This is a genomic window from Salipiger mangrovisoli (genome assembly GCF_015223355.1).
Taxonomy (GTDB): domain Bacteria; phylum Pseudomonadota; class Alphaproteobacteria; order Rhodobacterales; family Rhodobacteraceae; genus Salipiger; species Salipiger mangrovisoli.
Window position 1 is genome coordinate 11,955 of sequence record NZ_JADFFK010000032.1, and the last position, 23,466, is coordinate 35,420.

Genomic DNA, 23,466 nt, shown 5'->3' on the forward strand with positions numbered 1-23,466 from the left:
ACATGACACCATATAGCACGAAAGCGCCGCAGGTCGCGGCACAGCAGGAAAGATCCGCGCAATGATCCGCCGCCCGATGCGCAACTGGCTGCCGCTTGGCCTCGCCGCCGCCCTATCCGTCACAACTCCGACCCTTGCCTTCGCCGAAGCGGATCCCGCCGACTGGGATGCCGTGACCGCCGAGGCCAGGGGCCAGATCGTCTACTGGAACGCCTGGGGCGGGGCCGAGAACGTCAACGCCTTCATCGGCTGGATCGGCGATCTGGCGCAGGACGAATATGGCGTGACGCTGGAACACGTGAAGCTCTCGGACACCGCCGAGGCCGTGAGCCGGGTGCTGGCCGAGAAGAGCGCCGGCAAGGACGCGGGCGGGGCGATCGACCTCATCTGGATCAACGGCGAGAATTTCGCGGCGATGAAGCGGCAGGGGCTGCTCTTCGGCCCGTGGTCCGAGGACCTGCCGAACTGGCGGCTGACCGACCCCGAGGCCAATGCCGCGCTGACCGCCGATTTCACCGTCCCGACCGAGGGGCTCGAAAGCCCCTGGGGCATGGCGCAGCTGGTGTTCTACTTTGACACCGCCCGCCTGCCCGAGCCGCCGCGCAGCATGGCGGCGCTGGCGGGCTGGGCCGCCGCCAACCCCGGCCGCTTCACCTACCCGCAGCCGCCCGACTTCCTCGGCTCGACCTTCCTCAAGCAGGCGCTGATCGAACTGACGCCCGATCCCGAGGTGCTGTCCGCCCCGGTTGACGAGGCCGATTACGCCGCCGCCACGGCCCCGCTCTGGGACTGGCTCGACGCCCTGACGCCCAACCTCTGGCGACAGGGCCGGGCCTACCCCCAGAACGCCCAGCGGATGATCCAGCTGGTGGCCGACAACGAGATCGACATCGGCTTCGAGTTCAACCCCAACGCCGCCTCCAACGCGATCGCGAATTTCCAGCTGCCCGACAGCGTGCGCAGCTTCGTGCTCGAGGGCGGCTCGCTGGGCAATGCCAGCTTCGTCGCCATCCCCTACAACGCCAATGCCAAGGCAGCGGCCATGGTGATCGCCAACCTGCTGCTCTCGCCCGAAGCCCAGGCACGCATGGCCAGTCCCGACGAGCTCGGCTTCGGCACGGTGCTGGCGATGGACCGGCTCTCGGACGATCAGGTGCGGATCTTCGACGAGATCCCCGTGGGCATCGCCACGCTCACCCCCGAGGAACTCGGCCCGACCCTGCCCGAGCCGCACCCGTCGTGGATGGAACGGCTCGAAGAGGACTGGACCGCACGCTACGGCGCGGCCCGCTGAGTGGCACTTTCGCTGACCCGCGCCGCGCCCGCGCTCACGCTGCTGGCGCTGCTCGGACCGGTGGCGGCGGGGCTGGCGGGGACGCTCGCCCCCGCCTTCGGCCTGATGCCGGCGCTTGGCGGGTCAGAGATCAGCCTTGCCCCGTTCCGCGACCTGTTGGACTGGCCGGGGCTGCCCCGCGCCGTGACCCTCTCGCTCTTCACCGGTCTCGCGGCGACCTTTCTCTCGCTGGCGCTGACGTTGCTGATCTGCGCCGGATGGCAGGGCACGCGGGCGTTTGCAGCGCTCGAACGGGTGCTTTCGCCTCTGCTCTCGGTGCCCCATGCCGCCGCCGCATTCGGGCTGGCCTTCCTCATCGCGCCCTCGGGCTGGATCGCCCGGCTGATCGCCCTGCCGCTTGACTGGGAGCGCCCGCCAGACCTGCTGATCGTGCAGGACCCCTGGGGCCTGTCGCTGATCGCCGGGCTGGTGGTGAAGGAGATGCCCTTCCTGCTGCTGATGAGCCTCGCGGCCCTGCCCGCGCTGCGCCCGGCGCAGAGCCTCGCCACGGCGCAGGCGCTCGGCTACGGGCGCGTGACGGCCTGGGCCAAGGTCATCCTGCCGCGCCTCTACCCGCAGATTCGCCTGCCGGTCTACGCGGTGCTGGCCTTCTCCATCTCTGTGGTGGACGTGGCGATGATCCTCGGCCCGGGCACCCCTCCGCCGCTGGCGGTGCAGGTGCTGAAATGGATGAACGATCCCGACCTCGCGATGCGGTTCCGCGCCGCCGCCGGAGCTCTCCTGCTGCTGGCGCTCACCGTGACGGCGCTGCTGCTCTGGCGTGCCGGCGAGGGACTCTCGGCCCGCCTCGCGTCGCGCTGGCTGGTGGCCGGGGGCCGCGGCCGCGCCGACCGGGCGCTGCGCCGCACCGGCCTCGGCCTTGGTGCGCTTTCGGCGGCGCTGGTGCTGCTCGGTCTTGCCGGGCTGGCGGTCTGGTCACTCGCGGGTCTCTGGCGCTTTCCCGACCTCATGCCGCAGGGCTGGACGATGCGCAGCTGGATGCGCCATGGCACCGAACTTCTGGCGCTCTTCGGGCGCACGCTGCTGATCGCCGCCACCGCTTCCGGCCTCGCCATGATGCTGACCACCGCGTGCCTCGAGGCCGAGCAGCGGTACGGGCTCCGCCCCGGCACGCGGGCGCTCTGGCTGCTCTACCTGCCGCTTCTGGTGCCGCAGATCGCCTTCCTGCCCGGCCTTCAGGTGGCCGCGCTGCTGACCGGCATCGACGGCACCTTCGGCGCGGTGATCGCGGTGCATGTTGTCTTCGTGCTGCCCTATGCCTTCCTGTCGCTGTCGGATCCCTACCGCGCGCTCGACCCGCGCTACGCCATCGTCGCCCAGGCGCTCGGCAAGGGGCAAAGCGCCACCTTCTGGCGCATCCGGCTGCCGATGCTGCTGCGTCCCTGGCTGACCGCCGCCGCGGTCAGCGCCGCGGTCAGCGTTGGGCAGTATCTGCCGACTCTGCTGATCGGCGGCGGCCGCGTCCCGACACTGACCACCGAGGCGCTGGCCCTCGCCTCGGGCGGCGACCGGCGGGTGATCGGCGTGACCGCGCTGGCGCAGACCGCCGCCGCCTTCCTTCCCTTCGCCCTGGCGCTGCTGATCCCGGCGCTGGCCTGGCGCAACCGGCGGGGGATGCGCCATGGCTGAGGGACTCCGCTTTGACGAGCTGCGCATCGCACACCGCGGCGCGCCCATGCTGACGCTCGACGCGCGCGTCGCACCCGGCGAGGTGCTGACCGTCATGGGCCCTTCGGGCTCGGGCAAGTCCACCCTGCTCTCGGCGATCATCGGCACGCTGGCCCCCGGCTTCGCCCTGACCGGGCGCATCACCCTCGATGGCACCGAAATCACCCGCCTGCCGCCCGAGCGCCGCCGCGTCGGCATCCTGTTCCAGGACGAGCTTCTGTTTCCGCATCTCTCGGTCGGCGGCAACCTCGGCTTCGCCCTGCCTGCCCGCCTGCGCGGCCGGGCGCGGCGCGAGCGGATCGACGCGGCGCTGCGCGACATCGGTCTCGAGGGCTTCGCCCCGCGCGACCCCGCCACGCTCTCGGGCGGTCAAAAGGCGCGTATCGCCTTGATGCGGATGCTGCTGGCGGAGCCGCGCGCGCTGCTGCTCGACGAGCCCTTCTCCCGGCTCGACGCGGCGCGGCGGGGGCAGATTCGCGCCCTGGTCTTCGAGCGGGCGCGGGCGCAGGGACTGCCGGTGCTGCTGGTGACCCACGACCCCGAGGATGCCGAGGCCGCTGGCGGCCGCGTGATCACGCTCGGCTGACTATCGCTTGCGGCCCGCGCAGATCCGCGAAATGGTCGGCACGGGACCGGGGATCCGGAAGGAGACTGACCTTGGAAATCGGACTGGACCTAGGCACGAGCTCGGTGATCGGCCTGCTGTGCGAGGCGGGGCTCCCGCGCGCCGAGGCGCGGCGGCCACTGACCACCGCCTCGCCGACACCCTACGCCTCCGAACAGCACCCCGAGGATTGGTGGCAAGCGGCCCGCGCCGTTCTGGCCGAATTGGTCTCCGGGCTGCCTGAGGGCCGGCGCAAGGCGATCACCAGCATCGGCCTCTCGGGGCAGATGCACGGCGCGGTGCTGCTCGACAGCGCGGGCGCGGTTCTGCGCCCGGCGATGCTTTGGAACGACGGCCGCGCCCACGCCGAATGCGCCGTGCTGCGCGCGGCCCTGCCAGGTATCGGAACGCTGGCCGGCGTGCCGCCCCTGCCCGGCTTCACCGCCCCGAAGCTGCTCTGGCTGTCCAGCCACGAACCGCGCACCCACGCCCGCATTGCCCACATCCTGCTGCCCAAGGACTACCTCGGCTTTCGCCTGCATGGCGGCCTCGTCACAGACCCTTCGGATGCCGCCGGGACGCTCTGGTTCGATCAGGCCGGGCGGGGCTGGTCGGGCGCGCTCTGCGCCGCCTCCGCCACCGATCCCGCCTGGCTTCCGACGGTGCAGGACGGCAGTGCGCCCGCGGGGCGGATCCTGCCCGAGCTGGCCGACGAACTGGGCCTTTCCCGCAAGGTGCAGATCATCACCGGGGGCGGCGACGCGGCCACCGGCGCGGTCGCCGTCGGCGCGACCGAGGACGGCACAGGGCTCATCTCGCTTGGCACCTCGGCGCAGCTTCTGCTCGCCGGCACCGCCTATCGCCCCAACCCCGACGCCTTCGTGCATGCCTTCGCCCACACCCTGCCCGAGCGCTGGTACCAGATGGCCGCGATGCTGAACGGCGCGCGCCCGCTTGCCTGGTTTGCCGGGATCGCCGGCTCGGAGATCGGCACGCTGCTGCGCGAGGCGGCGGAGGTGCCCGAGACCCGCGTCCCGCTCTTTCTGCCCTACCTGACCGGCGAGCGCAGCCCGCACGGCGATCCGCATATTCGTGGCGGCTTCTTCGGGCTGGAGGACAGCACCACCCGCGCCGCGATGATGCGCGCGGTGGTCGAGGCGGTGGCCTTCTGCTTCGCCGACGCGGTCGAGAGCTTCGGTCCCGCCGCGCGGGGGCTTGCGCCTTTGCCGGCGCTCGGGGGCGGCGCGCAGAGCGACCTGCTGCTGCGCGCCGTCGCCGATGCCAGCGGGCTGACGCTCTTCCGACCCGAGGGCGCGACCAGCGGCCCCTCGCTCGGTGCGGCGAAGCTCGCCGCCCTCGCCGCCGGGACGCTGGGACGCAGCGATCTCGCAAGGCGCCCCGAGACATGCGAGCTTTTCAGCCCAAGCCCGTCCACGGCGATGCAGGAGCGCCTCGGATCCTGGCGCGCGCTCTACCGCGCGGTCAAGCCGTTGGTGCAGCCGCGCTGATCAGGCGCGCTTCAACCGGTCCTCGATCGTCTGCGCATACTCGGCCATGCGCACCCGGAACTTCTTTTCCAGGTTGGCACGCGCCAGTTTCAGCGACTGCACCATCAGCCGGGCCGAAAGCGTCTTCGGCTTCAGCTCGAGCGCCATCGCCACCCGCGTGCGGCTGCGCGACAGCGCCACGAACTCGATCCGCGTCAGCACCTCGAGCCCGTCGGTCACGCTGCGGTAGACTAGGAGGTTCGGCGCGTCTTCCTCGACCAGGGTTATGTCCGCCGCCCGCGCCTTGCCGCGGAAGGCGAAGACCGCGTGCCAGGCATGGCTGCCCTCGCCCGCCGGCGAGATCCGGCGCAGCTCGATCCCGCGCCGCATGATCTGCCGCTCGAGATGCTCGAAATTGGTCGCCTCCGCGTAGACGCGATCGACCGGAACCTCGATGTCTTCCTTGGTGGAGATGTCCATTGCCTGTCTCGTTTGCCCGCTTTTACTTTTTACCGCCGCATCTTGGCCTAATCGAGGCGGTCCGCAAGCCAGTTGCGCAGCAGGTGGTTGGCGATCGACCCGCGGCGGGCGGGGACGAGCCCCGGCTCCAGCCCGGCGAAGGCGTCCGCAAGACGCTCACGGCTGACCCATTGCGCGTGCTCGATTTCCAGCGGATCGATGGTGATCCGCTCGCTCAATGCCTCGCCGCGGCAGCCCAGCATCAGCGAGGCGGGCCAGGGCCAGGGCTGGCTGGTGAGCAAGGACACGCGGCCGACCTCGACGCCGGTCTCTTCCTGCACCTCGCGGCGCACCGCCGCCTCGACCGTCTCGCCGGGCTCGATGAAGCCGGCAAGGCAGGAGTACATCCCCTCGGGCCAGCCCGGCGAGCGCCCGAGCAGGCAGGCATTGCCACGGGTGATCAACATGATGACCACCGGGTCGGTGCGCGGGAAATGTTGCCCTCCGCAGGTCCGGCAGACCCGCTGCCAGCCCGCTTGCGTCACGTCCGAGGCCGCCCCGCAACGCGAACAGAACCCATGCGTGTCGTGCCAGCCGAGAATGGCCTTGGCGGTCGCCGCCAGCTCGGCATCGCGCGGGGAAAGCGCGATGAGCAGCGTCCGCAGCTCAACGAAGCGCGCGCCCTTCGGCGCATCCGGATGGACCTGCACACTCGGATCGACAAAGCCCTCTTGCTGCGGCGCATCGGGCTCCCAGGCGGAGATGTCATAGGCCAGCACCACCTCGCCGTCCTCACGTCCGAGCAGCACCGGCCGCGCCCGCGCCGCGCCGAGCAGCGGGTGATCGAGCGGCAGCCGCAACAGCCCGGCGCAGGTCTCGCCACGCGCCGCGTCATCGGCAATGAGAGGCTTGCCCCGCCAGAACACCACGCCGCGCGCGCCGGGTCGCTGCATCAGCGCCGCAAGCCCCGGGATGTCGCCGCGCAGCTCCGCCGCCCGGTCGAGCCCGGATCCGCCGAATGTCACCTCTTCCGCCTGCCGCATGCCGTGCCTCCTGCTGGACCCGGCAAGGGATGGCACGGCGCGGCCAGAGTGGCAACCGATGCGCCAGCGAGGGGCGCTGCCCCTCGTGCTCCCCGGGATATTTATGCCTAGAAGAAAGAGCGGTACGCCCTGGCTTCTTCTAGGCATAAGTATCCCGGGGGTGCGCGGCCCGCGGGCCGCGCAGGGGGCAGCGCCCCCTGACCCTTTCGACCCGCACAGAGCTGCGGCGCATGGCGCAACGTCACCCGCCGCACCCGGGCCTTCCGACAGGCAACCGTTGCAAGACCGTCTTGATGCTGCACTATTCCCGCAGCGACGACACTCGAAGGAGAGCAAGATGCGCAAGCTTCCCCAAACCCCGATCAGCCGCCGAGGCTTTCTCGCCGGCAGCGCCGCAACCGGCGCGCTGATCGCGCTGCACCCCTATTCGGCCCGCGCCGCGGCCAACCAGGCGCACCTGCGGATCATGGAGACCACCGACCTGCACGTGCACGTCTTCCCCTACGATTACTACGCCGACAAGCCGGTCGACACCGTCGGCCTGTCGCGCACCGCCTCGATCATCGAGAGCATACGCGCCGAGGCCACCAACACGCTGCTCGTCGACAACGGCGACTTCCTGCAGGGCAACCCCCTGGGCGATTACATCGCCTATGAGCGCGGCATGAAAGACGGGGACATGCACCCGGTCATCACCGCGATGAACACGCTTGGCTACGACGCGGGCACCATCGGCAACCACGAGTTCAACTACGGGCTCGGCTTCCTCGAGAAATCCGCCGCGGGTGCGAATTTTCCCATCGTGCTGGCCAATATCGCCAAGAAGCAGGGCGCGAACCCGCGCGATGACGAGACGCTGTTCAAACCCTACGTGATCCTCGACCGCGAGATCACCGACGGCGCCGGCACGACCCATCCGATCCGCGTCGGCATCATCGGCTTCACCCCGCCGCAGGTGATGAACTGGGACCGCAAGCACCTCGAAGGCAACGTCGAGGCGCGCGACATCGTCACCACCGCCGAGGCATGGGTGCCGCAGATGAAGGAAGACGGCGCCGAGATCATCATCGCGCTGTCGCACTCCGGCATCGGCGCCGCGCGGCACGAGGACGGGATGGAGAACGCCTCGGTGCCGCTCGCCGCGGTGGATGGCATCGACGCGCTGATGACCGGCCACAGCCACCTCGTCTTCCCCTCGGCCGATTACGACGGTCAGGAGGCGATCGACCTTTCCGCTGGCACGATCCACGGCAAGCCCGCCGTCATGGGCGGCTTCTGGGGCTCGCACATGGGGCTCATCGACCTGCTGCTCGAGCGCGACGGCAACGCATGGAAGGTCGTCTCGACCAGTTCCGAGGCCCGCCCGATCTACGAGCGGGGCGAGGATCGCAAGGTCACCGCGCTGGTCGAGGACGACGCGGAGGTGCTCGACTCGATCCGCCCCGAGCACGAGGCGACGCTGGACTACGTGCGCCGCGCCGTGGGCGAGACCTCGGCGCCGCTCTATTCCTACTTCGCGCTGGTCGCGGATGACCCCTCGGTGCAGATCGTCTCGATCGCGCAGAGCTGGTACATCGAACAGATGATGCAGGGCACGGAGCACGAGGGGCTGCCAATCCTCTCTGCAGCGGCGCCGTTCAAGGCCGGCGGCCGCGGCGGTCCGGAGTATTACACCGACGTGCCCGCAGGCCCGGTGGCGATCAAGAACGTCGCCGACCTCTACCTCTATCCCAACACCGTGCGCGCGGTGAAGGTGACCGGCGCGCAGGTCAAGGGCTGGCTGGAGCGCTCGGCGGGGATGTTCAACCAGATCGAGCCCGGTGCCACCGACGCGCCGCTGCTCAACCCGGACTTCCCGAGCTACAACTTCGACGTGATCGACGGGGTGACCTACCAAATCGACCTGTCGCAGCCGGCGATGTTCGACCGTGAGGGCAACGTGGTGAACGAAGGCACCAACCGGATCGTCAACCTTGCCTACGAGGGCAAGCCGATCGACCCCGCGGCCGAATTCATCATCGCCACCAACAACTACCGCGCCTCGGGCGGTGGCAGCTTCCCCGGCACCGGCGACACCATCGTCTTCGAGGCACCGGACACCAACCGCGACGTCATCGTGCGCTACATCGTCGAGCAGGGCACCATCAACCCGAGCGCCGACGACAACTGGAGCTTCGCGCCGATGGAGGGAACCACGGTGCTCTTCGAGACCGGCCCCAAGGCGCGCGACTACATGGAGAGCGTGGCGCTCGACATCGAGGACGCGGGCGACAACGCGGACGGCTACGCGCAGTTCCGCATCAAGCTCTGAGCAGGGCAACGGGGGCGCGGCACCGTGCCCCCGTTGCAAGCGCGTCCAATGCTGTGCCGCTATCTCACCCACCCACAGATCATCGTCGATCCCGCGCTCGACGTGCCGCGCTGGCATCTGAGCGATACCGGCAAGGCACGGGTCGCGGCGCTCGCCGGCAGCGGCGCACTGGCGGGCACCACCCGGATCATCTCGAGCGGCGAGACCAAGGCGCTGGAGACCGCATGGCCGCTGGCCGAGGCGCTCGGGCTGGCCGTCGAGGTCCGCCCGGCGATGCACGAGAACGACCGCAGCGCCACCGGCTTCCTGCCGCCGCGCGAGTTCGAGCAGGTGGCCGACCGTTTTTTCGCCGCACCGGAAGACTCCGTGCGCGGCTGGGAACGCGCCGCCGATGCGCAGGGCCGGATCCTCGCGGAGGTGACGGCCAGCCTCGCGCAGCCCTGCGAGGGCGATGTGCTCTTCGTCGGCCATGGCGGCGTCGGAACGCTGCTCTGGTGCGCGCTGGCGGGCGTCTCGATCAGCCGCGTCCACGACCAGGGGCCGGGCGGCGGCGGCAACGTCTTCGGCTTCACTTGGCAGCCCTGCGCGGTGCTCTCGGCCTGGCAGCCGATGGAACGCCTCAGCGCCTGATCACCCCGGTCTCGACCAGCTCGTAGTGGCGGATGAGCCGGCTTTCGACCAGGTCCTCCTCCGCCGGGTCGACGTGCGGCCGGGTGTAATCCTCGTCGGTGAAGGCCTTCAGCGAGGCAAGATCCCGCCAGACCATGACCACCGAGAACTCGCGCGGGCTTTCGGGCCGCGCTGCCCCCGGCAGCACCTCGACGATCCCCTCGGTGCGGCGCAGCAGCGGGATCGCCACCTTGTGGAAGAACTCGGCGAATTCCTCTTCCTTGCCCGGCCGGGTCACGACCTGGAAAACGCGCATGATCATCGAACCACCCTCCTTGCTACACGGGGTTCCGGGGGTGCCTGCCTGCCTCAAGGGACGCCAGCATAACACGAAATCGCAGCCTCGACATTCCCCCTCGCGGCGGGTCACATGGTGCCGTCTGACCTGGAAAGGCCCGCAATGACCGCACCACATCCCTTCGCCGCCGTCATCTTCGACCTCGATGGCACGCTCGTCGACAGCGAGAGGGTCGCGCTCGAGGCCGGGCGGCGCGCCTTCCTGCGCTTCGGCGAGACCGTGGCGCCGGGCTTTCTGGAAGGGCTGATCGGGCGCGACCGCAACGCCGTCGCGGCGGCGCTTCTGGACCGCTACGGCCACCTCGACCAGCCGGGGCTCGTGCAGGCGATCCGCGAGGAGAGCATCGCCCTGCGCGAGGCCGAGGGTCTGCCGCTGAAGCCGGGAGCGATGCTGCTGATCCAGCAGATCGCCGCGCTCGGCCTGCCCATGGCGGTGGCCACCAGCTCGGGCGCGCAGGAGGCCGAGCGCAAGCTCTCCCTCGCCGGGCTGCGCGCGCATTTCGCCGCGGTGATCGCCTTCGACCATGTGCAGAACCCCAAGCCCGCGCCCGATCCCTACCTCCTGGCCGCCGAGGCGCTCGGCCATGCGCCCGAACTCTGCCTCGCCTTCGAGGACAGCGACACCGGTGCCGCCAGCGCCCGCGCCGCGGGAATGCGGGTCGTGCAGGTGCCGGACATGCTGCCCAGCGACGGCTCCCATGCACACCACCTTGCGACCTCGCTGATCGAAGGCGCGTTGGCGGCCGGCCTGCCGCTGCGCCGGCGGTCGGACTCCGTCGCCTAAATTTTGATCATTCGGTCAAAGTATCGCTGACCTCAGCGATCGCATTCGCGCCCAAGGCCTTCCCACCGCCGCATTTCCCGGCATGATCATGCACAAGACGTGAGCAACACGCCGGAAAACATGGCGGCCGCGCCGCCGCAACACGGAGGAAGACCACGATGACCCCCCGCGCCTTCGCGCTGGCCGCCACCCTCATGGCTGCGGCCACCGCCGCTTCGGCCCAGACCGCCCTGCCCTTCGCGCTCGACTGGAAATTCGAAGGCCCCTCGGCCCCCTATTTCGTCGCCATCGACAAGGGCTATTTCGCCGACGCGGGCCTCGAGGTCGAGGTGACCGCCGGCTCCGGCTCGCTCGACGCCATCCCCAAGGTCGCCACAGGCGCCTTCCCGGTCGGCTTTGCCGACATCAACTCGCTGATCAAGTTCCTCGACCAGAACCCCGGCGCGCCGGTCACCGGCGTGATGATGATCTACGACAAGCCGCCCTTCGCCATCATCGGCCGCAAGTCGCTTGGGGTCGAATCGCCGAAGGACCTCGAGGGCAAGGTGCTCGGTGCGCCGCCGCCGGATGGCGCCTGGGCGCAGTTCCCGATCTTCGCCGCGGAGAACGATCTCGACACGTCGAAGATCACCATCGAGCCGGTCGGCTTCCCGACCCGCGAGCCGATGCTGGCCGAGGGCAAGGTGGCGGCGGTGACCGGCTTCAGCTTCACCTCCTACCTCAACACAGCGCGCCTCGGCGTGGATGAGGCCGACATTTCGACCATCCTGATGGCCGATTACGGCGTCGATCTCTACGGCAACGCGATCATCGTCAACACCGACTGGGCCAGCGCCAACGAAGAGGTGCTGAAAGGCTTCCTCGCCGCCGTCGCCGCCGGCTGGAAGGACGCGGTGGCCGATCCCGCCGCCGCCGTCGAGAGCCTCGTGTCGCGCAACCCCGCTGCCGATGCCGAACTGGAGACCCGCCGGCTGGAACTGGCGCTCGAGGCCAACGTGGTCACCGACTGGACAAAGGCCAACGGTTTCGGCCCGATCGATGACGCCCGCATGGCGAGCTCGCTCGAACAGATCAAGCTGACCTACGAGTTCCAGCACGATCCCGACGCCGCGCTCTACTTCACCGGCGCCTACCTGCCCGAGGGCGGCTTCCCGCTCGAGTGAGTGCCTGACGACCGACACGCGCAGGGGCGGCCCGCCCGCCCCGCGCGACATGCAGGGCAAGACATGACCAACCTCATCGAGATCAAGGGCGTGCGCCACGCCTACAAGACCGCCAAAGGGCCGCTGCCGGTGCTGGACGGGCTGGAGCTGTCGGTCCCCGAAGGCGGCTTCACAGCCGTCGTCGGCCCCTCGGGCTGCGGCAAGTCCACGCTGACCAAGCTGGTCGCCGGCCTGCTGAAGCCCGACGAGGGCGAGGTCTGGCTGCACGGCGAGAAGGTGAAGAGCCCGCGCTCGACCGTCGGCATGGCCTTCCAGAACCCGGTGATGCTGGAATGGCGCTCGATCCTGAAGAACGTCATGCTGCCGCTCGAGATCGTGCCCACCAAGCTCAGCCGGAAGCAGCAGGAGGAGCGCGCCCGCTACCTGCTCGCCCTCGTCGGCCTCGAGGGCTTCGAGGACAAGCGCCCCTCCGAGCTCTCGGGCGGCATGCGCCAGCGCGCCTCGCTCTGCCGCGCCCTGGTCCATAGCCCCGAGGTGCTGATCCTCGACGAGCCCTTCGGCGCGCTCGACGCCTTCACCCGCGAGGACCTGTGGCAGATCATGCACCAGGTGAAGGAGAAGGAGCCGTTCACCGGCGTGCTGATCACCCACGACCTGCGCGAGTCGATCTACCTCGCCGACCAGGTGGTGGTGCTCTCGGGCCGCCCCGCCCGTACCCAGTTCACCCTCGACGTCGGCACGAAGGGCACGCGCGACATCGCGCATCTCTACACGCCCGAGGCCGCGGCGATGCTGGCCATGCTGCGCCACCAGATCGAGATCGCCCAGGGCCGCGCCCCCGCCGAGGCGCCCGCCTGATGCGACCTGCCGCTTCTTCTCTTTCCAAATACGCACTTCCCGCCGCCGAGACCCGCGTCCCCGCCGGTCAGGCCGCGCAGCGGAGCCAGACATGACCTTCCGCCAGATCGCCGTCCCCTGCCTCGCCATCCTGATCTTCCTCGCGCTCTGGGAGGCGCTGGTCTGGGTCATGGGCTGGCCCAACTACAAGATGGCCTCGCCCTCGGACCTGCTGCCGGCCTACGAGCGCTACTGGAGCCTCTTCCTGACCATGGGCTGGCAGACGCTCTGGCGCACCGTGGTGGGGCTGCTGCTGGCCGTGGTCTTCGGCACGGCGCTCGGCATGGTGATGGGCTTCTCGCGCACCATGCGCGACGCGCTCTACCCGCTGCTCGTGGGGTTCAACGCCATCCCCAAGGCCACCGTCGTGCCGATCGTCGCGCTGATGTTCGTCGGCATGCACGACTTCAACACCGTGCTCATCGCCTTCATGATCTCGTTCTTCCCGATCGCCGTCTCGGTCTCGATCGGCCTGTCGACGCTCGAGCCCGAGTACCGCGACATCCTGCGCTCGCTCGGTGCCAGCCAGTCGGTGATCTTCTGGAAGATCGCCCTGCCGAAGACGCTGCCCGAGTTCTTCGGCGCGCTGAAGGTGGCGGTGACGCTGGCCTTCATCGGCACCAACCTGATGGAAATCGTCAGCCCGCACGGCCGCGGCCTCGGCGCGCTCTTCGATTCGGGCAAGACCAACTCCGATTACCCGCTGATGTTCGCGGTGCTGATCGCCTTGGCCTTCCTCGGGATCGTGCTCTACTACGTCGTGGTCGCGCTGGAGAAGGTCTTTGCCGGTTGGGCCGAGCGCCCGCAGGGGTGAGCGACGCTCACACCCCCTGCATCCGCGCCAGCAGCCAGCCCTTCATGTCCGGGTCTTCCAGCGCGTAACGCCCGCGCCCCGGCCGCCAGACCAGCTGCTTCTCGCGAAGCGCGTCCAGCGCCTTCTGCACCGCCTGCGCCGAGGTCTTGCGGCCCGAGATCGCGCCGATGCGCGCCAGCGTCTTCTCGTGGAACGGCGCGAAATCGGCGCCGTCGCGGATCAGCACTTCGAGCACCGCGCGCTGACCCTCGGTGAGGGCGTCGAAATCCGAGCCGTACTGGTCCCAGACCCGCGCCCTCAGCTCGTCCGCCCGCTCCTGCAAGCTGCGCCTCAGCCCGGCGCTGCCGGGCAGCCAGGCGGCATGCTGCTGCACCACTTCCACCAGCTTTTCGGGGCGGTGGCCAAGCAGGTCGAAGGCCTGTGCCACATCCTCGGGATCAAGCTTGTTGTCCTCGGCCAGCCGCGGGTTGATCGCCGCCACCAGCGCCTCGACATAGGGGCGGCCGAGGGTCGGGAAATCCTCGACCCGCGCGCCGTAGAAGGGCTGCTGGTTGGTCGAGACCAGCCCCGCCAGCCCGTCGCGGTTGGAGCCGGTGCAAAGCACGAAGAGCCGCGCGCCCTCGGGCCGCTGGTTCATCGCATCGCGCGCCGCCTTGAGCGCGAACATCGCGTCGAGCCCGGCTTCGGAGGTGACCGCCTGCTGCGCCTCGTCGATGATGAAGACAACGTCCGACTTCGCCCGCGCCCCGATCTCCAGCAGCGCGTCGGTGAGCGTGAGGCTCCGACCCTCCTTGACCCCGCCGATCTCGGCCCGGAGGCCGCCGATGCTGATCGACTTGATCGGCAGGGCGCGCGCCGCCCGTTCGGCGGGTGTCGGCAGCGCGGCGATTTCGGCGGCCAGCGCGTCGGCGATGAGCTGGCCCGGATCGGCCTTGCGGTCGGACCAGAGATCAACCAGCACCGGGTGGTCTCCGCGCGCCTCCAGCACGGGCAGAAGGTCACGCCTCAGGAAAGTGCTCTTGCCAGTGCGGCGCGGGGCCGCCAGCATCAGCCCCGAAGGGCTGCCCATAAGCGGGTCGAGCGAGAGCCGCTCCGCAATGGCCTCTGCCAGCTCGGTTCGCGCAACGAAAAAGCCGCCGCGGCTCTTGCCCTCACTCATCGCCATCCCTCGGGTTGATACGCGCACCCCCTTTTATAGCGCAATTGATAAAGTTGGATAGTTGCGTTGCGCAGCGGCGGGGAGCGGGCAAGTGTGCCCAATTTTATACCAATCCAGATAAAGTCAGTGAAAGCTCGGTTGCGGAGGGGCAAGCAAAAAACTCTGCGCAGCCCCCCTTGCGGACCCTGCCCCCAAGGGCCTATATCGCGGTCGAGAGGTTGGCGCGGGCGAGCGCCTCGCCAACCCGGTCAGGTCCGGAAGGAAGCAGCCGTAACGAGCCCCGCTTGGGTCGTTGTCCAGCCTCTCACCTTTCCCCCACATCGATGATCATGCGCCCTGCAGCGGCGCGATCCGTTTCCGCCGACTGCGCGACGGTAAAAGAAAAACGCGCCGGATGCCCGGCGCGTGTCCCGTCTCGACCCCAAGCAAGATCGACCCTGTTCAGAACAGCCCGGCTTCCTTGGCCAGCAGCGCCGCCTGGGTGCGGTTCGACGCACCGATCTTGCGATAGAGCGTCTTCACGTGCAGCTTCACCGTCGGCTCTCGGATATCGAGGTCACGGGCGATCTCCTTGTTGGACTTGCCCTGGGTCAGCCCCTCGAGCACTTCCAGCTCGCGCGGCGACAGGCGTTCGGCCATTGGATGGCTCGGCGTGGCCTCTTCTTGGCGCATGAAGTCCAGCGGCGCGTATTGCTCGCCCATCGCCATGAAGCGCACGGCGTTGACCAGCGACTTGGCCGAAAGCGTCTTGGGCAGGAAACCGGCAGCCCCGGCCTCGAGCACCTGCTCGGCAACGTCGCGGCTCGCGGTGCCCGAGATGATCGCCACCCGGTGCGAGCCTTCGAGCGCGCGCATCTTGTGGAAGCCTTCGAGCGCGTTCATGCCCGGCATCGAGTAGTCCAGAAGCACGAGGTCGAACTGCTCGCCCGCTTTCACCAGCGCCTCCGCCTCGGAGTAGCTCGCGACGCAGACGGTCTCGAAAGTGCCTTCACCCTCTAGGAAAATCTGCAACGTGTCCCGCAGGAGGTCGTGGTCGTCAGCGATCAAAACGCGAAGCACATTGGCCGACCTGGTTACCGCCTGCGCCATCTGCTGTGCAATCATCATCCGTCTCCCTGCAACCTACCGGCGAATCGCCGAACATCATTCTCTAAACAAATAGCAAAATACCCCGGTGATTGCGGTTAAATTATGGACAAAGGGGGGCATCTGGGCCGTTTGTTCGGCATTACCACGGGTCACCCCGGCCGCATCACGCCAATTCGCGAGCCAATCCTCGCCGTCGGGCGGCGATCCGGCTGGCAGGCCGCCGCCACGGCAATGCTGCGCGCCGCCAAAAACGCTCCTATGGAAGCCCCAAACACGCCCCTACCCGGACGGATAGGGGACCGTCCGATTGCCCCGATACCGCTTCTGTCGCGCATGTGACAGTATTTGCTCAGCCACCAAGGAGTCGCCCCATGTTCCGCCTTCCGTCCCTGCGTGCCGTGATTTCACTTGCCGTTGTCGCCACGCCGCTGGCGGCCGGGGACCTGCCCGTGCCGGAAGAAAACCCGGTTCTGGTGGTGAGTGGCGCGATCACCAACACCAATGTCGGCGGCACCGCCTCCTTCGATTACGAGATGCTCGAGGCGATGGACACGGTCACCTTCACCACCAAGACGATCTGGACCGACGGCGAGCAGACCTTCACCGGCGTGCAACTCAGCGACCTGATGGCGCTGGTCGGCGCCGAGGGCGAAGATATCAAGGCGACGGCGATCAACGACTACGCGGTGAACATCCCGCGGGCGGACTGGGTGGACGGCGGCCCGATCGTCGCTTTCCTCAACCATGGCGAGAAAATGCCCGTCCGCAACAAGGGCCCGCTCTGGATCGTCTACCCCTTCGACCAGAAGCCCGAGTATCAGACCGAGCAAATTTATTCCCGCGCAATCTGGCAGTTGGACCGCATCATCGTCCTTGACTAGGCCGCGCGGTTCATGCCCATGGAGGCATGATCAAGGTGAACCTGCCCGACGATACGTCAACCCAGAGCCGTACGACGCTGGTCCAGACCAGCGGCGCAGCTGCCGCTTTGCTGCTCTGCGTGGGACTTGTCGTGTGGCTCGGCTGGCTGGTCCTGCGCGAGATCGACGATTTCTCCGTCGCCAACTCCGACAACCTGCAATGGAGCCTTGCGCAGGCTGATGTGGAGTTCCTCCAGTTCCGGCTGGCGATGAAGGACGCTCAGGACGATCCGGCAGCAATGGAGGATGTGCGGCGGCGGTTCGACATCTTCTACAGCCGCATGGTGACGATGAGCAGCGGGCGCGTGTTCCATACCCTGCGCGAGTCTGTCCAGTCCTCCGCCCCGCGCATGCGGGTCCTGGACTTCCTCGAGACCACCGTGCCGCTCATCGACGGGCCGGACGAGGCATTCCTCGCCGAGCTGCCGAGCCTGCTCAGCCAGTCCGAGCAGGTCACCGCCGATGTCCGCGCCTTCTCGCTGGCGGCGCTCTCGGCCTTTGCCGAGGTCTCGGATGCCCGGCGCGAGGGCATCACTGAACTGATGATCTACATCGCCGCGGTGCTGCTGGCGCTGTTCATCGGCTTGACGCTGCTGGCCTACGCCATGTTCCGGCTGTTCCGCCTCGCGCAGAAGCGCGCCGATGCGGTGCAATTCGCCAGCACGCGGATGAAGACCATCGTGCAGACCTCTCCCAATGCCATCGTCGTGACCGACGAGGTGGGCGTCGTGCGCGAATTCAACACGGCGGCCGAGGCACTGTTCGGTTTCACCCGCGCCGAGGCGGTGGGGCGGCTGGCCCTCGAGCTCATGGTCCCGGCCGAGACCCTGGCCCGCCACCAGATCGGTGCGTTGGCCTTCCTCGACGAACACCGCCGTCCGCGCCCCGAGGAGCAGCATTTCGAGATCACGCTGCAAACCCGCGATCTGCACCTCTTCCCGGCAGAGATCTCGGCCGACCGGGCCGAGGCCGACAATGCGCTCTACGTGTTCTACATCCGCGACATCTCGAACTGGAAAGAAGCCGAGGAACAGCTGACCGAGGCGCGCGACCGTGCGCTGGCAGGCGAGCGCACCAAGTCGGAATTCCTTGCGGTGATGAGCCACGAGATGCGCACGCCGTTGAACGGCCTTCTTGGCGCGATGCAGCTGATGCGCGACCACAGCCTCAGCACGCGGCAGAGCGATCTTCTGGACCGCATGCAAAGCTCGGGCCGTCTGCTGCTTGAACTGGTGAACGACGTGCTGGACCTCGCCAAGTTCGAGGCCGGCAAGATGAAGGCCGAAGAAGCCCCTTTCTCGATCAACCGCCTGCTCGACGGGCTCGTCGAGACCGCGCAGCCGCTGGCGCAGACCTATGGCAACGAGCTGAACTGGCGCTGGTGCGGCCCCGAGGGCGACGGTGCCATCGGCGACGCGCGGCGTCTGCGGCAGGTGCTGCTGAACCTTGTCGGCAATGCGCTGAAGTTCACCCGCGACGGTTCGGTCGAGGTCGAGGTCGAATATCTCGATGCCGCGAAGACCGAGGTCGAGTTCCGGGTGATCGACAACGGCATCGGCATCGCCGAGAAGGACCTGACGCGCATCTTCCAGGACTTCGAGACCCTTGATTCCTCTTACGCGCGCGAAGCCGGGGGAACCGGTCTGGGACTTGGCATCGCACGACGCTTCATGCGGCTGATGGATGGCGAGATCGGCGCCGAGAGCGAACCCGGCGAAGGCAGCCTGTTCTGGATTCGCGTCCCGCTCACCCCCGTCTCCGACGTTGAGGCGGATCCCGAAGAGCCGCGCGATTGCCCCGACAAGCCGCTGCGCCCGCTCGATGTGCTGCTGGTCGAAGACAACGAGATCAACCGCTTCATCGTGCGAGAGATGCTCGAGGGCGAGAGCCACAGCGTAACCATCGCAGAGAACGGCCAGGCGGGTGTGGATACCGCTGCGCATCACCGTTTCGACGTGATCCTCATGGACATTTCCATGCCGGTCATGGACGGCACCACCGCAGCCGGTCATATCCGAAGCGGCGGCGGGGCCTGCGCCGAGGTGCCGATCATTGCCCTGACCGCCCACGCGCTGCCCGAAGAGCGCGAGCGCTTTCGGCGCGTCGGCATGAGCGCCTGCCTGACCAAGCCGATCGAGCGCCCGCTGCTGCTGCGCACCCTCGCCCAGGTGATCTCGGGCGAGATCCCCGCGATACCGGACGACGCACCGCAACCGGCACGCGCCGCGCCAGAGGGTTCTGCCCGGCCGCCGTCCGCACCTGAGATGCCCGCCTCCGGGCTGCTCGACGAGGAGCGGCTGCACGCCTTCCTTTCCGAGGTGCCGCGCGCCGCCGCCGGCAAGCTGCTGGAACGCTTCTTCGCCGAGATGGATCGCAATATCGCGGCCCTGGCAGAAAGCGCTCCGGACGACCCCGACCTTGCCCCCGTGGCGCATCAATGCGCGGGCTCCTGCGGCCCCTTCGGCGTCGAAGCCCTGCGCCGCGCGCTGGGGAGCATCGAGACCCAGACAAAGACCGGCCGGCTGCCGCAGCGGGCCGAGCTTGCCGCGCTCGCCGAGCTCTGGGAGCAGAGCCGCCGCGCGCTCGAGGCGCGACTCGAAGCCGCCTGACCCCCGCCGAAGACGCGCAACGCCGAGTCGGATAGTTCCGGCCCGGCGTTTGACACACCCCGGCGCCGCTTTCCCGCACCAGCTTCGTCACAGTCTTGCCGCGCTCTTCCCCGGCGCGGGGTAGTGCGCCTATCCGACCGGATAGGTCTCTCGCCACTTGCCCCATCGTGCTCCCCACTGGCGCGAGCGACAGCCAGCTGAATCCGCAGATAGAAATGGGTCATCGGACGCCTGTCGTTCGATCCAGACAGCCCCGTTTCCAACCCCTGCCGCAAGCAGAGAAGGATGCCCGAAGATGCCCCGCTTTTCCGTCGTCATCCCCTGCTTCAACGCCGAGGCGACCATCGCCGATACCATCGAAAGCCTGCTCGCCCAGACCGAACAGGATTGGGAGGCGCTGATCATCGATGACGGCTCCAGCGACGACACCCGCCTGATCGCGGCCTCCATGGCTGGCATCGACCTGCGCTTCCGCCTGATGAAAAACGACGGCGTCGGTCCGAGCGCCGCGCGCAACATGGCGCTGGCCGAGGCCGACGGCGAGATCATCGCCTTCCTCGACGCCGACGACACCTGGCATCCCGAGAAGCTCGCCATGCTTGACGCCTTCTTCGAGGAAGAAACCGCCGACGCCTGCTTCGGCCGGGTCACCCTGTCCGACGGCCGCACGCTCGGCACGCTGTCCGGCCCCTATGAAGGCACGCTGACGCTCGAGGTGCTCTTCGCCGAGAACCCGGTCTGCACCATGTCGAACCTGGCGATCCGCCTCGAGAGCTTCCTTTCGAGCGGTGGTTTCAACGCGGAAATTACCCACAACGCCGATCTGGAATGGCTGGTCCGCCTGATCGGGGACGGTGCCAAGGTGGTCGGGATCGACGCACCGCTGGTGACCTATCGCAGCTCGCCCAGCGGCCTGTCCTCGGATGTCGAGGGCATGAAGGCCGGCCGCGCCATGGCGTTGATCAGCGCCGCCCGCTACGGCTTCCGCAGTTCGGCCGAGAGCGAAGCCGCCTACCTGCGCCGCCTTGCCGCGCGGGCGCTGCGACTCGGCCTGTCGGGCTGCGCCACCAGCCCCGCTGGCTGGTTCTCAAACTCGCTGCGCGGCACCCGCATCCTGGCCGCCGCGCTGCTCGCCGCAGTCCTGCCCCGGCAGCTGCGCAACGTCCTCTTCTCCCGCTGATCCCCCCGGAGATCCGCCCATGCCCCGCGCGTCGATCATCGTCACGGCCAGCAATGCCGCAGACCGGCTGCAGGACACGCTGCGCAGCCTCTGTGCGCAGAGCTTTCCGGACTTCGAGATCATCGTGGTCGACGATGGTTCGACCGATGGCAGCGCCGAGCTGGCCGAGGCCTTCGGCGACCTGCGCATCCGCGTGCTGCGCCAGCGCACCCGCGGCGCGGCGGGCGCTCGCAACACCGGCATCGCCGGGGCGCGCGGCGGCTTCGTCGGCTTCTGCGACGCCGGAGACCTCTGGGCGCCCGACAAGCTTGCCGAGCATGTGGCACACCTCCAGGCGACCCCTGCCCTCGGCCTCAGCTATTCAGGCTGCGAAGTGAGCGCCGCCGATGGCCGGCACGTTGCCCTCTGGAACCTGCCGTCCCGGCGCCGCATCGGTGCCGCCGAGATCTTCAAGCGCAACCCGATCGGGCCGGCCTCGACCGTCGTGTTCCGCACGGCCGCGCTTCGGGGCATTGCCTTTCGCCCGCCGCAGGAAACCGAGCGAGACTGGTGGTTCGACGAGACCTTCCGGCAGTGCGATGCGCTTGAGCTCTGGCTGCGCTTCGCGCTGGTGACCGACTGGGAGATCGCCGGAATCCCGAAGCGGCTCTGCGCCTGCCGCATCCTCGATGCCGAGGCTCCGGCCGCGATCGGCAAGCAGCTCGCCGCATGGGAGCGCATGGTGACCAAGCTCTCGGCGCAGAACCGCCACGTGTTTGCCCGCCATACCACCGTCGCGCGCGCCTATCACTTGCGCCATCTCGCGCGCTGCGCGGTGGTCTTCGGCGATGCGACGGGCTCGGCGCGGCTGCTGCGCGCCGCGCTTTCCGTGTCACTACGGCCCCTGGGCGAGGAGCCGCGCAAGACGCTGTCCGTCTGCGCCGCGAGCCTGCGCCTCGCCGCCACCGCCGCCCCGCTGGTCACCCGGCTGGCGCGTCACACCGGCCGCTCGGCCTGACATGTTCGTATGGAGACCCAGCCAATGCTTCGCATAGCCCATCTTCACGACGACCAGAGCGCGGGCGACCAGGCCCGCTACCTGACCTTTCTCGCCTCCGATCCGGTGCTTGCCGCGACGGCAGAGCACCGCGTCATCCCGGTCTCGCGTTTTGCCGCAGGTCTTGCCAGCCTCGACGCGCAGATCATCGTCTCGCATCTGCCCCTGACACCCCAGAGCCTGCCGGGCCTCATGGCCCTGCGCGCCCGCTATCCGCGCGCCACGCTGGTACACGTCGAGTACATCCACTGCGAGGGCTCGGTCGTGGCGGCGCGAAACCGCGCGCGCCTGCGCGCGCTGCTGCGCAGCGGCTACGCGCTGTTCAACCACGTGGTTGCGCTCGGCGCGGCGCAGGCCGACTGGATGCGCCGCCACGCGCTCGTCGGCCCCGCGCAGCTTGTGGTGATCCCGCCCTGCGCTGATTTCGAACCCTTTGCCTCGCTGCCCGCCCCCTCCTGCCGGGTGCGCCGCATCAGCGCGCTTGGGCGACTGCATCGGCAGAGCGGCTTTGACATACTGATCGAGGCTTTCGGGTTCGTCACCGACCCCGAAGCCCGGCTCGACATCTTCGGCGACGGCCCGCAGCGTGCCGAATTGCGCGCTCTCGCGCGGCACGACCTGCGCATCCGGCTGCACGGCAACACCACGCGGGTGGCAGCGATGCGCCACGCGGACGCGATCGCCTTTCCCTCGCGCTGGCAGGCTTCGGCCTTGATGGCACGCGAAGCCCAGGCCGCCGGACGCCCCGTGCTGCATTCCGGCCGGGATGGCCTTGCGGATCTTCAGGGGGCTGGACTGGTGAGCGTTGCGGACCTGTCGGTCGCCGCCTGGAGCCGAGCGCTCAGCGATGTGCTGGCGACGCCACCCCAGGTCGCGGCCGCGCCGGTCGATCAAGCGCGGCAGATGACCCTTCAGGGCTGGCAGGCACTGCTCGAACGGTTGCCGAGCCGACAGCGCTCGGAAGGCTCGGCCTTCGCGACGATCTGACAGGGTGGGTCACCCGGCACAGAGCGCCGCCTGCCGCCGCCCCTGTGCGACCAGCCAATCGCGCAACGCCCGGCCCAGCGGCTTTTCCAGGCTGGCCCGGTCCCAGGCCAACCCATAGGGAACCGACAGCGGCATACGAAGATCGAAGGGCACCACGAGCCGGCCGCTCGCCAGCTCCTCGCCGATCATCGCGAGCTGCCCGAGCACAAACCCTCGCCCCGAGACCGCCGCATCGATCGCGCTGGACGAGAGCGCGAAAGTCAGCGCCGCGCTTTCGCGCGCTGGCGGCGCGGCGACGCCGCAATGCGTCGCCCAGTCGGCCCAACCGGGCACCTGATGGGCGGCGAAACTGTCCATCCAGACGATGTGCAGCAGCGGGTACTCGAAGATCTGCTCGGGTCGCTGCAACGTCCGGCCCTGCAAGAGCGCCGGTGCACAGGCCGGCAAGATGCGGTCGGTGAACAGCTCGGCATACTGGCCGTGCGGCGGCGCGTCGTCGAAATAAAGCCGGAAGTCGACGTTGTCGCGTGTGAGGTCGGGCTCGATCTCGGTGCCGACCAGCCGCACCGGCGCGCCGGGGTGCTCGGCGGTCCATTCGAACAGCCGCGGGCCGAGCCACTTGTTGGTCACCGTGGTGAGCGAGCTGATCACGAAGCCGCGGCTGTTGCGCGCCCGCGCCAGCACTTCGCCGGCGTGGGCCAGCTGTGCGAAACCCTTGGTCAGCTCTGCATGATAGACCCTGCCCCAGCTCGTCAGTTCGAGCTGCCGCCCGCGTCGCTCCAGCAGGGCGATCCCCAGATGTTCCTCGATCCTCCGCACCTGCTGGCTGATTGCGCCGGAAGAGACCCCAAGCTCCTCGGCGGCGCGGCGCACCGAACCGCAGCGGCCCACGGCCTCGAAGGCCTGCATGGCGCGCAGATGGGGCAGTCCGGGCAT

At 68.8% G+C, this 23,466-nt stretch carries 21 protein-coding genes and 1 other RNA gene; 16 read left to right on the forward strand and 6 right to left on the reverse strand.

Annotated features, from left to right (window positions below; translation table 11 throughout):
- Nucleotides 1-76: 76 nt before the first annotated feature.
- From IQ782_RS26385 to xylB, 4 genes are all read left to right on the forward strand, one after another.
- Nucleotides 77-1,294, forward strand: coding sequence for an ABC transporter substrate-binding protein (locus IQ782_RS26385; protein WP_194137694.1), 1,218 nt, complete (start codon nt 77-79; stop codon nt 1,292-1,294).
- Complete coding sequence (locus tag IQ782_RS26390; protein WP_338092652.1) at nt 1,295-2,983, forward strand: ABC transporter permease; 1,689 nt, start codon at nt 1,295-1,297, stop codon at nt 2,981-2,983. It begins immediately after the preceding gene.
- The gene (locus IQ782_RS26395; RefSeq protein WP_194137669.1) at nt 2,976-3,608 is read left to right on the forward strand and encodes an ATP-binding cassette domain-containing protein; all 633 of its coding nucleotides are present in this window, start codon (nt 2,976-2,978) and stop codon (nt 3,606-3,608) included. Before IQ782_RS26390 ends, IQ782_RS26395 begins: the two co-directional genes overlap by 8 nt.
- 71 nt (nt 3,609-3,679) lie before the next feature.
- Nucleotides 3,680-5,134, forward strand: a complete 1,455-nt coding sequence (gene xylB, locus IQ782_RS26400; protein ID WP_194137670.1) for a xylulokinase — start codon at nt 3,680-3,682, stop codon at nt 5,132-5,134.
- Here the strand turns inward: xylB and IQ782_RS26405 are convergent, their stop codons facing one another.
- Together IQ782_RS26405 and nudC are read right to left on the reverse strand one after the other, a co-directional pair.
- Nucleotides 5,135-5,593: an SRPBCC family protein gene (locus IQ782_RS26405; RefSeq protein ID WP_194137671.1), complete on the reverse strand. Its 459-nt coding sequence runs from the start codon at nt 5,591-5,593 to the stop codon at nt 5,135-5,137.
- Between the two features lie 47 nt (nt 5,594-5,640).
- Entirely contained in the window at nt 5,641-6,615 is a 975-nt protein-coding gene (gene nudC / locus IQ782_RS26410; RefSeq protein ID WP_194137672.1) for an NAD(+) diphosphatase, read from the reverse strand.
- A gap of 337 nt (nt 6,616-6,952) precedes the next feature.
- On the opposite strand from nudC, the gene IQ782_RS26415 reads away from it, so the two are divergent.
- On the forward strand, nt 6,953-8,926 hold the full coding sequence (locus IQ782_RS26415) for a bifunctional 2',3'-cyclic-nucleotide 2'-phosphodiesterase/3'-nucleotidase (RefSeq protein WP_194137673.1): 1,974 nt from the start codon (nt 6,953-6,955) through the stop codon (nt 8,924-8,926).
- A 48-nt stretch (nt 8,927-8,974) separates the two neighbouring features.
- On the forward strand, nt 8,975-9,556 hold the full coding sequence (locus IQ782_RS26420) for a histidine phosphatase family protein (RefSeq protein ID WP_194137674.1): 582 nt from the start codon (nt 8,975-8,977) through the stop codon (nt 9,554-9,556).
- Here IQ782_RS26420 and IQ782_RS26425 read toward each other — a convergent pair.
- Nucleotides 9,546-9,857 carry an antibiotic biosynthesis monooxygenase family protein gene (locus IQ782_RS26425; protein WP_194137675.1) on the reverse strand — a complete coding sequence of 104 codons (312 nt, stop codon included), beginning with the start codon at nt 9,855-9,857 and terminating at the stop codon, nt 9,546-9,548. The genes IQ782_RS26420 and IQ782_RS26425 overlap by 11 nt on opposite strands.
- Before the next feature lie 138 nt (nt 9,858-9,995).
- On the opposite strand from IQ782_RS26425, the gene IQ782_RS26430 reads away from it, so the two are divergent.
- The 4 genes from IQ782_RS26430 (at nt 9,996) to IQ782_RS26445 (ending at nt 13,550) form a co-directional block, all read left to right on the forward strand.
- Nucleotides 9,996-10,676 carry an HAD family hydrolase gene (locus IQ782_RS26430; protein WP_194137676.1) on the forward strand — a complete coding sequence of 227 codons (681 nt, stop codon included), beginning with the start codon at nt 9,996-9,998 and terminating at the stop codon, nt 10,674-10,676.
- A gap of 158 nt (nt 10,677-10,834) precedes the next feature.
- Nucleotides 10,835-11,839 carry an ABC transporter substrate-binding protein gene (locus IQ782_RS26435; protein ID WP_194137677.1) on the forward strand — a complete coding sequence of 335 codons (1,005 nt, stop codon included), beginning with the start codon at nt 10,835-10,837 and terminating at the stop codon, nt 11,837-11,839.
- Nucleotides 11,840-11,902: 63 nt separating this feature from the next.
- Nucleotides 11,903-12,697 (forward strand): ABC transporter ATP-binding protein, encoded by a 795-nt coding sequence (locus IQ782_RS26440; protein WP_194137678.1) that lies wholly within the window; start codon nt 11,903-11,905, stop codon nt 12,695-12,697.
- A 91-nt stretch (nt 12,698-12,788) separates the two neighbouring features.
- On the forward strand, nt 12,789-13,550 hold the full coding sequence (locus IQ782_RS26445) for an ABC transporter permease (RefSeq protein WP_194137679.1): 762 nt from the start codon (nt 12,789-12,791) through the stop codon (nt 13,548-13,550).
- 7 nt (nt 13,551-13,557) lie between these two features.
- Here the strand turns inward: IQ782_RS26445 and IQ782_RS26450 are convergent, their stop codons facing one another.
- Nucleotides 13,558-14,709, reverse strand: coding sequence for an ATP-binding protein (locus IQ782_RS26450; RefSeq protein ID WP_194137680.1), 1,152 nt, complete (start codon nt 14,707-14,709; stop codon nt 13,558-13,560).
- Nucleotides 14,710-14,921: 212 nt separating this feature from the next.
- Between IQ782_RS26450 and ffs the strand changes: the two genes are divergently transcribed.
- An RNA gene (gene ffs / locus IQ782_RS26455) (signal recognition particle sRNA small type) lies at nt 14,922-15,018 on the forward strand.
- A gap of 132 nt (nt 15,019-15,150) precedes the next feature.
- On the opposite strand, the gene IQ782_RS26460 is transcribed toward ffs, so the two are convergent.
- Nucleotides 15,151-15,813 (reverse strand): response regulator, encoded by a 663-nt coding sequence (locus tag IQ782_RS26460; protein ID WP_240989588.1) that lies wholly within the window; start codon nt 15,811-15,813, stop codon nt 15,151-15,153.
- 356 nt (nt 15,814-16,169) lie between these two features.
- On the opposite strand from IQ782_RS26460, the gene IQ782_RS26465 reads away from it, so the two are divergent.
- The 5 genes from IQ782_RS26465 to IQ782_RS26485 all read left to right on the forward strand — a co-directional run bounded on the left by IQ782_RS26465 (nt 16,170) and on the right by IQ782_RS26485 (nt 22,530).
- The gene (locus IQ782_RS26465) at nt 16,170-16,679 is read left to right on the forward strand and encodes a putative pterin-binding protein (protein WP_194137681.1); all 510 of its coding nucleotides are present in this window, start codon (nt 16,170-16,172) and stop codon (nt 16,677-16,679) included.
- A 26-nt stretch (nt 16,680-16,705) separates the two neighbouring features.
- The gene (locus IQ782_RS26470; protein ID WP_194137682.1) at nt 16,706-19,327 is read left to right on the forward strand and encodes a hybrid sensor histidine kinase/response regulator; all 2,622 of its coding nucleotides are present in this window, start codon (nt 16,706-16,708) and stop codon (nt 19,325-19,327) included.
- A 295-nt stretch (nt 19,328-19,622) separates the two neighbouring features.
- Complete coding sequence (locus IQ782_RS26475) at nt 19,623-20,507, forward strand: glycosyltransferase family 2 protein (RefSeq protein WP_194137683.1); 885 nt, start codon at nt 19,623-19,625, stop codon at nt 20,505-20,507.
- A gap of 19 nt (nt 20,508-20,526) precedes the next feature.
- Entirely contained in the window at nt 20,527-21,504 is a 978-nt protein-coding gene (locus IQ782_RS26480; protein ID WP_194137684.1) for a glycosyltransferase family 2 protein, read from the forward strand.
- A gap of 24 nt (nt 21,505-21,528) precedes the next feature.
- Complete coding sequence (locus tag IQ782_RS26485; RefSeq protein ID WP_194137685.1) at nt 21,529-22,530, forward strand: glycosyltransferase family 4 protein; 1,002 nt, start codon at nt 21,529-21,531, stop codon at nt 22,528-22,530.
- Nucleotides 22,531-22,539: 9 nt separating this feature from the next.
- Here IQ782_RS26485 and IQ782_RS26490 read toward each other — a convergent pair whose 3' ends face one another.
- Nucleotides 22,540-23,466 carry a LysR family transcriptional regulator gene (locus IQ782_RS26490; protein WP_194137686.1) on the reverse strand — a complete coding sequence of 309 codons (927 nt, stop codon included), beginning with the start codon at nt 23,464-23,466 and terminating at the stop codon, nt 22,540-22,542.

Coding starts and splice junctions, on each gene's coding strand:
- IQ782_RS26385 (WP_194137694.1), top strand. CDS start 77: ATGCGCAACTGGCTGCCGCTTGGCCTCGCCGCCGCCCTATCCGTCACA.
- IQ782_RS26395 (WP_194137669.1), top strand. CDS start 2,976: ATGGCTGAGGGACTCCGCTTTGACGAGCTGCGCATCGCACACCGCGGC.
- IQ782_RS26405 (WP_194137671.1), bottom strand. CDS start 5,593: ATGGACATCTCCACCAAGGAAGACATCGAGGTTCCGGTCGATCGCGTC.
- nudC (WP_194137672.1), bottom strand. CDS start 6,615: ATGCGGCAGGCGGAAGAGGTGACATTCGGCGGATCCGGGCTCGACCGG.
- IQ782_RS26415 (WP_194137673.1), top strand. CDS start 6,953: ATGCGCAAGCTTCCCCAAACCCCGATCAGCCGCCGAGGCTTTCTCGCC.
- IQ782_RS26420 (WP_194137674.1), top strand. CDS start 8,975: ATGCTGTGCCGCTATCTCACCCACCCACAGATCATCGTCGATCCCGCG.
- IQ782_RS26425 (WP_194137675.1), bottom strand. CDS start 9,857: ATGATCATGCGCGTTTTCCAGGTCGTGACCCGGCCGGGCAAGGAAGAG.
- IQ782_RS26430 (WP_194137676.1), top strand. CDS start 9,996: ATGACCGCACCACATCCCTTCGCCGCCGTCATCTTCGACCTCGATGGC.
- IQ782_RS26435 (WP_194137677.1), top strand. CDS start 10,835: ATGACCCCCCGCGCCTTCGCGCTGGCCGCCACCCTCATGGCTGCGGCC.
- IQ782_RS26440 (WP_194137678.1), top strand. CDS start 11,903: ATGACCAACCTCATCGAGATCAAGGGCGTGCGCCACGCCTACAAGACC.
- IQ782_RS26445 (WP_194137679.1), top strand. CDS start 12,789: ATGACCTTCCGCCAGATCGCCGTCCCCTGCCTCGCCATCCTGATCTTC.
- IQ782_RS26450 (WP_194137680.1), bottom strand. CDS start 14,709: ATGAGTGAGGGCAAGAGCCGCGGCGGCTTTTTCGTTGCGCGAACCGAG.
- IQ782_RS26460 (WP_240989588.1), bottom strand. CDS start 15,813: ATGATTGCACAGCAGATGGCGCAGGCGGTAACCAGGTCGGCCAATGTG.
- IQ782_RS26465 (WP_194137681.1), top strand. CDS start 16,170: ATGTTCCGCCTTCCGTCCCTGCGTGCCGTGATTTCACTTGCCGTTGTC.
- IQ782_RS26470 (WP_194137682.1), top strand. CDS start 16,706: ATGATCAAGGTGAACCTGCCCGACGATACGTCAACCCAGAGCCGTACG.
- IQ782_RS26475 (WP_194137683.1), top strand. CDS start 19,623: ATGCCCCGCTTTTCCGTCGTCATCCCCTGCTTCAACGCCGAGGCGACC.
- IQ782_RS26480 (WP_194137684.1), top strand. CDS start 20,527: ATGCCCCGCGCGTCGATCATCGTCACGGCCAGCAATGCCGCAGACCGG.
- IQ782_RS26485 (WP_194137685.1), top strand. CDS start 21,529: ATGCTTCGCATAGCCCATCTTCACGACGACCAGAGCGCGGGCGACCAG.
- IQ782_RS26490 (WP_194137686.1), bottom strand. CDS start 23,466: ATGCCCGGACTGCCCCATCTGCGCGCCATGCAGGCCTTCGAGGCCGTG.